The following is a 12,468-nucleotide window of genomic DNA, read 5'->3' as shown; positions in this document are numbered from 1 at the left end:
ATTCATTTCAAAAACTAAATTATTTTATATTTTTGCTAATCTGTTGAGTGTCAATCTCTTTGGGTTGCATTAAAAGAAAACAAAAATCAGGAAAAAAATTATAAATAATCAGACAATGAAACATTTACACTTTGTAAGGAATAGGGCTATAATAATTGCCATGTTATGCCTTATAGTATCCACAAAAATTTATGCTCAACAGGAAGTCATGTATTCACAATACATGTTCAACACCTTGGCCATAAATCCTGCTTATGCTGGTAGTAGGGATGTCCTAAGTCTCACTGCCCTTGGCCGATACCAATGGCTTGAAAGGAACATTCCTGGCTCTCCAACCACGCATTCATTCTCTTTGGATATGCCCATTAAAAACGAGAAAATGGGTATTGGCTTGGTAGCTTACAATGATGCCTTGGGAGTTGCTAATAATACAGGTTTAAATCTTGCGTATGCATACAGGTTTAAAGTAGGAGCCAAGACTACTATGTCACTTGGACTTCAACCTACGGTTACCAATGTCAGCTTGGCATTGTCGCAGGTTCCGATAGGTGTTACTGACTATATTTTTGAGGATGATAGGAGTCGTTTCATGTTTAATGCCGGATTGGGATTATTTGTAAGTAATGATAAATCCTATTTTGGTTTCTCCGTACCGCAAATCATAGAGCAAAGGATTACTCCAGATATAGCAAATAGTATCGGAAAAATCAAAAGGCATTATTTTGCTATGATGGGGTTTGTAGTTGGTAAAGGGAATTTTAAAATCAAGCCTTCTACCATGTTAAGATATGCTGCTGGTTCGCCGCTAGGTATAGATGGAAATATTAATTTCTGGTACAAAGACAAAATTTCTTTTGGTATTTCAGGAAGAAAATCTCAGACTGTTCTTTCAGGCCAAGACAACATAGATGCAATTGTAGGTATGTTTGAACTACAGCTTACTCCACAACTGCGACTCGGTTATGCCTATGACTATAACAACAATAGGTTGAATTCTAAAGATGCTGGAAATTCGCCGTTATATAACAAATTGACTGGTACCCCTACGCACGAATGGTTGCTAAGATATGAGTTTGGTTACGGAAAATCTAAAATTCTCACTCCAAGGTATTTCTAATAAGGAAGCCCTCTATATAAAATAATAAAATTATGTTTGTCAGGATTAAAAGAAAAATTACGCTATTGGCATGTGCTGTGCTGATGTCCTATATGGCCATTGGTCAAAATGCACTCATAAAAACCGGGGATCACCATTTTGAAAACCTGAGTTATATTAAAGCCATTGATGCCTATGAGCAAGCTCTAAAGAAAAAAGGTATTTCCGAGGGTGAAAAATTCTCAGCCATGAGAAACCTTGCCGAGAGTTACCTTAAAGTAAAAGATGCTGTAAATGCCGAAAGAGTTCTACATGACTTAGTTGGTTCTTCAACTGACTTTACGGGTGACAAAGCAAAAATCTTAATGGACTATGCACAAGCATTGGCAAGTAATGCTAAATACAAGGAATCTCAAGAGCAGTACCAAAAGTATCTTTCTATCGTGGACAACGATACAAGAGCTAAAGGTTTTTCTAAGCTCTATAACGATGTGAGTGTTTTATCAAAAAATGCGGCTTGTTATAAGGTAGATTATTTGTCAATCAATACAAATGCGGCCGATTTTAGCCCAACAAACTATCAAAATGGATTAATCTTCGTTTCAAATAGAAGAAATACCTCTGGTGTAAGAAGAGTATTTACTTGGAACAATACGCCATTCCTAGATTTATATCATCTGGAGGATATAGCTTACCTTTCTGCTACTGAGGCAGGTTTAGGAGGTGGGGGTACCAATTCAAAAAAAGCCAAAGCAGCTGCTACAGGTAGCGTAGGTTCTGATGAATATACCATGCCTACCGCCAACGATTCCCGTACCATTGGTAGCTATGGCGGTAAAAATATCTCTCAAGGATACGGATACGCCGACAAACCTATAACTGAAAGTGACAGAATGGGAGGTTCTATAAACTCAAAATATCATGAGGGTCCAGCTGCATTTTTTAAAGATGGCTCTAAAGTTATTTTTACTAGAAATAATACCTCATCTAGCGGGGTAGCCAAGAAAAGTTCTGACGGAATCATTAAGTTGAAACTTTACATGGGTGAAGCCAAAAAAGATAGTTGGGGCAATATTGCTGAACTTCCTTTCAATTCTAACGAATACTCAACGGGTCACCCTGCACTTTCACCTGATGAAAAATTATTATTTTTTGCCTCTGACATGCCAGGTGGTTTTGGAGGTACAGATATTTATGTAACCCGTTACGATGGGGTTAACTGGTCAGCTCCTGTAAACTTAGGGGCCAATATAAACACAAAAGGAAATGAGATGTTTCCTTATGTTGACGAGAAAGGTAATCTCTATTTCTCATCAGAAGGTCTCCCTGGTTTAGGTGAATTGGATATATTCTTTACACAGTTAGATGGTGTTACCCAAAAAGGAAGAGTTATCAACTTGGGTGCTCCAATAAATTCAAGCAAAGATGACTTTGGTATCATAACTGACGGACTTAGACAAAGTGGATATTTTAGCTCCAACCGCAAGAGAGGAGGAAATGATGACGATATTTACAAGTTTGACAGAGAATGTGAAATCAAAGAAGGATGTGAATTGTTAATTGCAGTTTATGATGCGGATACAAAAATGCCTCTTGACAATGCCACCATTAACTACACCGATGAAGGTGGTAACAACATAGAATTGGTAACCAATTCGGAAGGGTTGATTGCAATTGACAACATAGCAGTGGAACACGATTATGGTTTCAAGACCAAGCGTGAAGGTTACAGCAACAATACAGTTAGTTATTCAACCGACGAGTGTGACAACGAACCATCCAGATTGGAGATTCCTTTAGAAAGGCCAAAGCTTGTAGATTCTACAGAAAATGTGACCTCTATTAAGCCTGATACAAATCTAACCTCCGATGCAGACCCGACTGGGATCAATAGTAAAAACCCGAATGGAAGTTTACCAAATGGTGAAAAAGGTACCAAAACTTGTATAATCAAAGGTAAGGTATCTTTACAATCAAGTAAAAAAACGATAGAGGGCGTTTTGGTAACATTGAAAAATGGTTGTGACGGTTCTACAGTAACCGCATTATCTGATAAAAACGGTAATTTCCAATTTACTGCTGTTGAAGGTTGTGATTACACCATTGAAGGTAAAAAAGAAAGCATGGCGTCTAAATCTAAAACTTTGAAAAAGCTGAATTGTAAAACAAACGAAAACGTGAGTTCAGACATATTTATGTTTACCAAAGGCGATGTAGTAGAAATAGACAATATTTACTTTGACTACGGAAAATGTAACATCCGTTCTGATGCAAGGATTGAATTGGATAAATTGGTGAAGTTAATGCGTGAATATCCAAAAATGCAAATCGAGTTGGGTTCGCATACCGATAGTAGAAGCCCATCAGATTTTAATCAGAAGCTATCAGAAGGAAGAGCAAAAGCTTCAGCTGATTATTTATTCAAAAGAGGAATAAGTCGTTCTAGAGTTGAGTATAAAGGTTATGGCGAGACGATGTTGGTAAACAATTGTGCTGACGGAGTTCAATGTTCTGAAGCAGAACACCAAAGAAATAGAAGAACTGAAATTAAAATCCTTCAAATGGATTGATATAAATACGAGATTTAATAAATTGACCGTTTAGCAATAAACGGTCATTTTTTTTGAAAAATAAACAACACAATGAAAAGATCTCATTTACTATTTTTCTTTTTCTTTTTTGCGAAACTTGCATTTCCTCAAATAGGAATTGTAAATCAATACCACCTAAACTACCTAGCTATCAACCCAGCTTTGGCAGGCGAAAATAGTCCTTTTACACTTAAAGGTATATTGGGTAATCAATTTAATGGATCCATACGACTAAATGAGGTGAACCAAATTCTCGTTTTAGACGGTCAGTTATACAATAAAAGTGGTTTGGCTTTTCAAGGATATAGAAACAATTCAGGCAACATTATCAGTACAGGTTTAGGCTTTAGTTATGCCAAAGGCATCGAATTAGGCGAACTTAAACTCAAATTTGGAGCCAACGGAGGTATATTTATTCAGCCCAATTTGTTAGCTGCTAATTTGTCACAAAGAGTTTTGCCCCACAGTGGACTAGGGGTATTGGGGAGTTATAAAGGTGCTTTTTTAGGCGTATCAAACCCTATGCTTATTTCTTCTAGAAAAATAGGCGAACAGAAGCCGCTTTTTGTAAACATAGGATACATTTATGATACAGAATCCATCATAGGTTTGAATGCCAATGTTTTGTATTACCACGATTTTCAAACCAAACGAGAGAGTTATGATTTGAACCTCAAAGGTACTTTTAATAGTCGATTAGGTTTGGGATTATCATACAGAGCCAATAGGCTTTATGTAAATGGCTCATCGAAGCCAACACTAATTCCTTTCGTAGAGTATAAAGTCACAAGAACTATGTCATTCGCTCTTTCGTATGATTCCAATCCAACTAGGATGGATTCTCCCAATGCTCCAAATTTGGCTCTAGGCGGTGTTTTTCAGTTTATGCTCAAATATAATAATGATGATACAGGGGGAGATAGCTGGTTTTTTGGTAAGTTTTAAATGATTAATTTTACATTTAGCTACATATCTAAATAAAAATTCAAAAAAAAGCCCTGATTTTTGGGTTTTTTCTTTAAAAAGTTCAATAAATTGAAATAATTAAGACATTTTTTATAAAAAAAACACAAATTTTTGCTTATTAAAAATAAAAATATTTAGTTCGCATAAAAATATTTTTATTATCGTTTAACTATTACGAAATCACAGGTTTTTTTCTAATTAAACAACGCTTTAAGAGTACACTAAATAATAATGGATCAGTTTTCATATATAGCTAATGGCGATGTGGCTGCAATAGAATCGCTTTACCAACAATATCTTCAAAATCCCGAATCTGTTGACGTAAGCTGGCAGAATTTCTTTAAAGGATTTGAGTTTTCAAAGGCATGGGGAACAAATGGACAACCATCAGCAAGTGTTGGATCTACTGACTCAGAGAAAGAAAGGATTTTTAAGGAACGTGAAGTCGTTCACTTGATTCGTGGATACAGATCTCGCGGTCACATGATGTCCAAAATTGACCCACTCTATTCTGTCAGAAAATACAATGCTAATCTAGATTTGTCATTTTTCCATTTGTCTGAAAAAGATTTAGATACTGTTTTTGAAGCAGGCGTGGAGGTTTTTGGAAGACCAGCTACATTAAGAGAAATTGAAACTTCGCTAAGAACCATTTATGGTGGTAAAATAGGTTTTGAATATCTATTTATTAGAGACAGTAAAATAAAGAATTGGTTCAGAACAAAAATAGAAAAGGAGTATTTGACATACAACCCATCTTTTGATCAGAAAAAGAGAATTCTAAAAAAAATAAATCAAGCCGTTGCCTTCGAAAACTTTCTTCATACCAAGTTTTTAGGAAAAAAGAGATTTTCTTTAGAAGGTGGTGAGTCTGCTATTGCTGGTTTGGATGCCGCCATCCTAAAAGGAGCCGAACTCGGCGTAGAGGAAGTGGTCATTGGAATGGCTCACCGTGGACGTTTGAACGTATTAACAAACATCATGCAGAAGCCTTATGATCAGGTTTTTAATGAGTTTGAAGAAAATGTCCCGACTTTAGAGTTCAGTGACGGTGATGTTAAATACCACATGGGTTATTCAAGCCAAATTGAAACGCCTGGTGGAAAAAGAGTTTCTATGAAGCTCATGGCCAATCCATCACATTTAGAAACCGTTGACCCTGTTGTTCTAGGATATGCGAGAGCAAGAGCAGATGCTCACTTTGAAAGTCAGGGCCTTAAGCCAAATGAGTTTGCAGATATTTATGACAAAATCCTCCCTATTATTATTCACGGAGATGCATCCCTGGCAGGTCAAGGCATTGTGTATGAAATAGCTCAAATGTCTAATTTGCCGGGTTATTATGTAGGTGGAGCCATACATTTCATTATCAATAACCAAATTGGTTTCACAACTGATAATGCAGATGCTCGTTCCACGCTATATTGTTCAGATGTAGCTAAAATGTTGGACACACCTATTTTCCACGTAAATGGGGATGACCCAGAAGCGGTTGTTTATGCCATGGAATTGGCTTTGGAGTTCAGAAAAGAGTTCAACAAGGATGTTTTTGTGGACATGATTTGTTATCGTAAGCATGGCCACAACGAAGCTGACGAACCCCGTTTTACGCAGCCAGGAATGTATGAACTTATCAGCAAGCATCAAACGCCAAGAGAGATATACATTGACAAGCTAAAAGCCGACGGAACCATAAACGAAGAGGATGCTAAGAAGATAAAAGCTCAATTCGACGATAATCTTCAAGATATCCTATCTAAAGTAAAACAAAACCAATTGCCTTATCAGCTACCCAAGCTTGAGAGAGATTGGGCGAAATTGAGAAGGTCAACAGTTGAGGACTTTGAAGCTTCGCCAAAAACTGGTATCTCCAAAGAATTATTGGAACAAGTTGGTAATGTCCTTTCCACAGTACCTGAGGGCTTTACACCAATCAAACAAATTGAGAAAGTATTAGAAGAGCGTAAGGATATTTTTGCAGGTAAAAAGCCATTCAACTGGGCAGCCGCAGAATTAATGGCTTTTGGGTCCTTGTTACAGCAAGGCAACTGGGTGCGTATGACCGGTCAGGATGTGCAAAGAGGTACTTTTTCGCACAGACATGCGATTCTACATGATATAAAAACCTATAGAAAGTATAACAACCTAGCCAACATCAGTCCTGATCAAGGTAAATTCGAAATTTACAATTCGTTCTTGTCTGAATATGCTGTTATGGGTTTTGAGTATGGCTATGCTCTAGCAAATCCGAGTGCCTTGGTTATCTGGGAAGCCCAGTTTGGTGACTTTGCCAATGGAGCTCAAATCATGATAGATCAATTTTTGGTTGCTGCCGAATCTAAATGGAATTCGATGAACGGTCTGGTTTTGCTTCTGCCTCATGGCTATGAAGGTCAAGGTCCAGAACACTCAAATGCCCGTCCTGAAAGATTCCTTCAGTTAGCTGCCGAATACAATATTTATGTTTGTAATTGTACTTCTCCAGCCAACTTTTTCCACATGTTGAGGAGGCAAGTTTCGCTTCCTTTCCGTAAGCCATGTGTTCACATGTCTCCTAAGTCAATGTTGAGACACCCAATGGCCATATCTGAAATGAGTGAGTTTCTTGAAAACACAAGTTTCAAAGAAGTTATTCCTGACGATACCAAGGAACCTAATAAAGTAAGAAGAGTGTTGCTGTGTAGTGGAAAGGTTTTCTATGATTTACAAAAAAGAAAACTTGACGAAAACAGAGAAGATATTGCGATAGTGAGAGTAGAGCAGCTGTATCCATTCCCGAAAACACAAATCGAGAATGAGCTTGCCAAATATCCAAACGCAGAAAAAGTGTGGGTTCAAGAAGAACCATTAAATATGGGATATTGGTCATTTATTATCAGAGAATTCCCTGGTGGTATAGACGACGTGATTTCTAGAAAACTAAGTGCTTCTCCAGCTACTGGATACACTAAAAATCACAATGATATTCAAAGTAAAATTTTAGAAAAAGCATTCCAATTGAATTAATTATGGCTATTGACATGAAAGTGCCTTCAGTGGGCGAATCCGTAACAGAAGTTACAATCGCTGCTTGGGTAAAAAAAGATGGTGATTTTGTGAAAATGGATGAGGTGATTTGCGAGTTAGAGTCAGACAAGGCGACTTTCGAACTCCCAGCCGAAGCAGACGGAATCCTCAGAATTATAGGTAAAGAAGGAGAAACTCTCCAAATAGGTGCGGCAATTTGCTCCATTGAGCCACAAAGTGCAGGTGTTACAACGCCAGAGCCAACTCCCTTAGAGGCAGCTCCGGTGGTTGCAGAAACTGTTTTGCCTGTGTTTGAACAAAAAACCGAAACCTTGGATATAAAAGTACCAACGGTTGGCGAGTCTATCACAGAGGTGACTATTGCAAGTTGGTTGAAAAAGACAGGTGACACCGTAGGTTTGGATGAGATTATATGTGAGTTAGAATCAGACAAAGCTACTTTCGAACTACCATCACCTTTTGCAGGGGTGCTAACGATAAAAGCAGAGGAAGGAAGCGTAGTTCCGATTGGAGGTGTTTTGGCAGCTGTTAGCCTTGGAGGATCCGTGTCGACGCCTGCTCCTGCACCAGCGGCCAATGCAAGTAATACTCCTGCGGCAGTGGCCCCAGTTGGAGGAACTTATGCAGAAGGGCATCCGTCACCAGCGGCCGCCAAAGTAATGTCTGAAAAAGGACTATCAGCTGAGCAAGTACAAGGTTCGGGAGTTGGAGGTAGAATTACCAAAGACGATGCCTTAAAAGCAACACCAGCTCCAGTGGCAGCTGCACTAGCTCCAGTAGCAAAAGCAGAAGTGGCGGAGAGTGCTCCGAAAGCGGAAAGAGGCACCAGAAGAGAGAAAATGAGTTCGCTTCGCAAAACCATCGCCAGAAGATTGGTAGCGGTGAAAAACGAAACGGCTATGCTGACTACTTTCAACGAAGTGGATATGAAGCCAATCATGGATCTCAGAAAACAATACAAAGATAAATTCAAAGATACGCACGGGGTGGGACTTGGCTTTATGTCATTCTTTACAAAGGCTTGTTCAATCGCCTTGTTAGAATTTCCTGCTGTAAATGCCTTCATAGATGGTGAAGAAATAGTTTTCAATGAATTTACAGATATTTCTATAGCGGTTTCTGCCCCAAGAGGTTTGGTAGTGCCTGTTATACGAAATGCTGAAAAAATGTCTTTTGCTCAAATAGAGAGTGATGTTATGAGATTGGCCTTGAAAGCCAGAGACAATAAGTTGACAGTAGACGAAATGACTGGAGGAACTTTTACCATTACCAATGGTGGAATATTTGGTTCTATGCTTTCTACGCCCATTATCAATGCTCCGCAATCGGCAATATTGGGTATGCACAACATCGTTGAGCGTCCAGTAGCAATCAATGGTTCGGTTGAAATCAGACCAATCATGTATGTGGCTCTATCTTATGACCACCGTACGATTGACGGCAAAGATTCTGTAGGATTTTTGGTAAGAGTAAAACAATTGCTAGAAGATCCAATGAGAATGCTTCTTCAGGTGTAAAATAATGAATAGGCATCTTCGTGATGCCTTTTTCGTGAATATATTAAGTTATAATAGTTTAAATTTATTCAAATTGTTCCTTATAACAGCCAGCATTGTTTGAACACAATCAAAATTCTACTTAGGAGAATTTTTAAATTTAACTTAAATGATTACAGAATTTTGAGTGTGTGAGTTTGCTGGACGGTCCGCCGCCGCGGTGCAGTTTTTTTTGCTTCGTTTTTTTTTGAAAAAAAATGAAGGCCCAGGCGGCAGCCGACACAAAGAATATAAATTGTATTCAACAAGGACTAAAAAAATATTATAATATGCAATACGACGTAGTAGTAATCGGATCAGGCCCAGGAGGATATGTGGCTGCCATTAGATGCTCGCAGTTGGGATTCAAAACTGCCATTATTGAAAAATATAACGCCATGGGCGGAACCTGTCTCAACGTAGGCTGTATTCCTTCCAAAGCCCTGCTTGACTCTTCGGAGCATTATTACAATGCTGTAAATCACTTTGAAGAACACGGTATCACTACAGGCAAAGTTAAGGCCGATCTTTCGAAAATGATTGAAAGAAAAGGCGGCGTGGTGAAGAAAATGAACGATGGTATCACTTATTTGATGAAAAAAAATAAGATTGATGTAAAAAATGGTTTTGGTTCTTTTGTGGACAAAAACACCATAAAAATTGCCAAAGAAGATGGTTCTGAAGAACAAATTACTGGCAAAAACATCATCATTGCTACAGGTTCTAAGCCTACCATTTTGCCTTTCATGAATTATGACAAAACCAGAATCATCACTTCTACCGAAGCCTTGAAACTACATGAACTGCCTAAGCATTTGGTGGTAATTGGTGCAGGTGTAATTGGTGCTGAGTTGGGTTCGGTTTATGCTAGATTGGGTTCAAAAGTAACTTTTGTGGAGTTTGCAGATGGCATGATACCTACTATGGACAAAACCATGGGCAAGGAATTGCAGAAATCTATCAAGAAACTTGGAGCAGATTTTTATTTCAATACCAAAGTGAGTTTGATTGAAAATCTGGGCAAAGAGGTTAAAATTACGGCTGAAGACAAAGACGGCAAAAAAGTTGAGATTTTAGGAGATTATTGTTTGGTAAGTATTGGCAGAAGACCTTACATCGATAACCTAAACTTAGAAGCCGTAGGTGTGGCAACAGACAGGGGCAAGGTATTGGTGGACGATCATACCTTACAAACGAATGTTCCAAACATTTACGCAATTGGAGATGTCATTAGAGGGGCCATGTTGGCCCATAAAGCGGAGGAAGAAGGTGTATTTGTAGCCGAAACCATTGCTGGACAAAAGCCTCATGTAAACTATAATCTTATTCCTGGCGTGGTGTACACTTGGCCAGAAGTAGCGGCGGTGGGTAAAACTGAGGAAGAATTGAAACAAGCTGGCGTTGCATATAAAGCAGGTTCGTTCCCCTTCAAAGCCTTGGGCAGAGCCACTGCCAGCGGAGATGTGGACGGTTTAGTAAAAGTTTTGGCCGATAAAAATACAGACGAAATCTTGGGTGTTCACATGATAGGAGCAAGAGCGGCCGACATGATTGGCGAAGCCGTTACGGCCATGGAGTTCAGAGCCTCAGCAGAAGATATCTCCAGAATTTCTCACGCTCACCCGACCTACCTAGAAGCCATGAAAGAAGCATGTTTGGCAGCTACCGAGAATAGGGCGATTCATTCGTAAACTTATTTAATTTTTTATATTCGGAAAATCCAGCTTTGGCTGGATTTTTTGGTTTTGGAGGTTTTTAGATAGTATATCAAAAGAGTTGCTAACCCCAATCCTACAACAAATACCTATTTTTTTGTAAAAAAATGTGATTTTTTGAAAGGTGTTGCGTCTTAATGAGATTCAATCAAAATCCTTAAATGAATCACCATGACAACATTAGCATGGTTAAGTTCCAATTCTATTGGTGAAGACAGAATTTACCATAAATGGGAAATCTACATGATGAAATATGGTAAATTTTTTAGGCTTAAGCAATCCTATTTTTTCAAGAAATGGAACTCCATAAAAGTAGAATTCTATTCATATAAAGCTTATAAGCAAGAGAATAACCTAAATTTAGTTCCATTAATCCCGAAAACTATCGGGAAAGGGGCATACCTAATGGGTGCTTCTAGATTGCCATATATTTCACCCGCAACGCTAACCAAAAGAATAAGTGAAATTATCATCAAATTCAATCAGTCTGTCTTTTCTACCAACAATACCTGCGAAATTGAAGTAGGGAGCATTTTCATTGGAGACAAAATTAACAATTCGAAAAGTTCACTGTATAGGTTGATTTGGATTAAGCATCCTTTGAAAAGAAAATTAGAAAAATTAGCAGTTTTAATTTGGGTGATAGTTGAACCAACAAAACTCTGTGAAAAGTTATTGGATACTTCACGATTTCACTCCCCAAAACTATTTTTACTGACAGGCTAAATCACGGAAAATACCTTACAGATAAAGAAATACACAATTTAGAATTCGAACACCAACTATATAAAGCATATGAGTAACACAATTGGAACACACTTGAAATGGCCTGATCTACAGCCGTTCGCAGATTTCAGCAGTTTTCACCACCACTTTACCCACTAAAAAATGAAAATGCTAAAACCACTTTTTGATTTTCTTAAAAAAGAAATTCTAAAAATTCCGTCCTTTCAAAGGAGAATGGTCTGGAGCAGTTCGATGATTCGGCTATGCTTTTCCCTTTTCTTCACCAGCCTTACCGCTACCGCACAACAATACCCTGTAGACTGCCGCATAAGCATTATTCCACCTTATGCCAACCGTTTCTACGACTACCAGAATAGTCCACAGCGTTTTAAGGTGACGTTGTTGTTGAGAGACAACACCAAACCCACCCTCGATGTGGTGCTACAGATACGCCTCAAAGGGCCGGGCCTTGTCATTGAAAATCCTGGAGATTTTTTTACGGCCCAACCCATTACGCTTAGCCCGGGACGGCCCCAGACGCTTTCTGGCCTCGAGCTGAGCGACAATTTTAGCCCTGCCAACCTCGAAACACAAGGCATAGAGCTGGCCGACTTGTTTACTGGAGTAGGCTTGCCGCCAGGACCTTACGAGTGGGAAGTACGAGCCTTTGAGCTGTACCGCGACAGGCAGGTATCCAACACGGCCAGTTTCAGAATGAACCTGGCACTCAATTACCCACCCTTGCTCAACCAACCCACAAACAATGCCCAGCTGGGGCCTACCCAGCCGCAGAGCCTCAACTTCAGTTGGAT

At 38.9% G+C, this 12,468-nt stretch carries 8 protein-coding genes; all 8 read left to right on the top strand.

Annotated elements, in window-relative coordinates; genetic code table 11:
• Positions 1 to 115: 115 nt before the first annotated feature.
• A complete protein-coding gene (locus EGI24_RS20010) occupies positions 116 to 1,117 on the top strand; it encodes a type IX secretion system membrane protein PorP/SprF (RefSeq protein WP_255050389.1) in 1,002 nt (333 codons plus the stop codon).
• Between the two features lie 32 nt (positions 1,118 to 1,149).
• Positions 1,150 to 3,666 carry an OmpA family protein gene (locus EGI24_RS20005; RefSeq protein WP_255050388.1) on the top strand — a complete coding sequence of 839 codons (2,517 nt, stop codon included), beginning with the start codon at positions 1,150 to 1,152 and terminating at the stop codon, positions 3,664 to 3,666.
• A gap of 72 nt (positions 3,667 to 3,738) precedes the next feature.
• Complete coding sequence (locus EGI24_RS20000; protein WP_255050387.1) at positions 3,739 to 4,632, top strand: type IX secretion system membrane protein PorP/SprF; 894 nt, start codon at positions 3,739 to 3,741, stop codon at positions 4,630 to 4,632.
• A gap of 252 nt (positions 4,633 to 4,884) precedes the next feature.
• Positions 4,885 to 7,659 (top strand): 2-oxoglutarate dehydrogenase E1 component, encoded by a 2,775-nt coding sequence (locus EGI24_RS19995; protein ID WP_255050386.1) that lies wholly within the window; start codon positions 4,885 to 4,887, stop codon positions 7,657 to 7,659.
• A gap of 2 nt (positions 7,660 to 7,661) precedes the next feature.
• Positions 7,662 to 9,197, top strand: coding sequence for a 2-oxoglutarate dehydrogenase complex dihydrolipoyllysine-residue succinyltransferase (gene odhB / locus EGI24_RS19990; protein WP_255050385.1), 1,536 nt, complete (start codon positions 7,662 to 7,664; stop codon positions 9,195 to 9,197).
• A 308-nt stretch (positions 9,198 to 9,505) separates the two neighbouring features.
• Positions 9,506 to 10,906 (top strand): dihydrolipoyl dehydrogenase, encoded by a 1,401-nt coding sequence (gene lpdA, locus EGI24_RS19985; protein WP_255050384.1) that lies wholly within the window; start codon positions 9,506 to 9,508, stop codon positions 10,904 to 10,906.
• Between the two features lie 195 nt (positions 10,907 to 11,101).
• Positions 11,102 to 11,656: a hypothetical protein gene (locus tag EGI24_RS19980; protein ID WP_255050383.1), complete on the top strand. Its 555-nt coding sequence runs from the start codon at positions 11,102 to 11,104 to the stop codon at positions 11,654 to 11,656.
• Between the two features lie 162 nt (positions 11,657 to 11,818).
• Positions 11,819 to 12,468, top strand: a 650-nt coding sequence (locus EGI24_RS19975) for a hypothetical protein (protein WP_255048950.1), incomplete at its 3' end; no start/stop codon positions are given.

The sequence above is a fragment of the Lacihabitans sp. CS3-21 genome (assembly GCF_024343675.1).
GTDB lineage: Bacteria > Bacteroidota > Bacteroidia > Cytophagales > Spirosomataceae > Leadbetterella.
This window is presented reverse-complemented; position numbering and strand designations above follow the sequence as displayed.

Excerpts from the sequence above, each read along its gene's own strand:
- EGI24_RS20010 (WP_255050389.1), top strand. The coding sequence starts at position 116 with ATGAAACATTTACACTTTGTAAGGAATAGGGCTATAATAATTGCCATG.
- EGI24_RS20005 (WP_255050388.1), top strand. The coding sequence starts at position 1,150 with ATGTTTGTCAGGATTAAAAGAAAAATTACGCTATTGGCATGTGCTGTG.
- EGI24_RS20000 (WP_255050387.1), top strand. The coding sequence starts at position 3,739 with ATGAAAAGATCTCATTTACTATTTTTCTTTTTCTTTTTTGCGAAACTT.
- odhB (WP_255050385.1), top strand. The coding sequence starts at position 7,662 with ATGGCTATTGACATGAAAGTGCCTTCAGTGGGCGAATCCGTAACAGAA.
- lpdA (WP_255050384.1), top strand. The coding sequence starts at position 9,506 with ATGCAATACGACGTAGTAGTAATCGGATCAGGCCCAGGAGGATATGTG.
- EGI24_RS19995 (WP_255050386.1), top strand. The coding sequence starts at position 4,885 with ATGGATCAGTTTTCATATATAGCTAATGGCGATGTGGCTGCAATAGAA.
- EGI24_RS19980 (WP_255050383.1), top strand. The coding sequence starts at position 11,102 with ATGACAACATTAGCATGGTTAAGTTCCAATTCTATTGGTGAAGACAGA.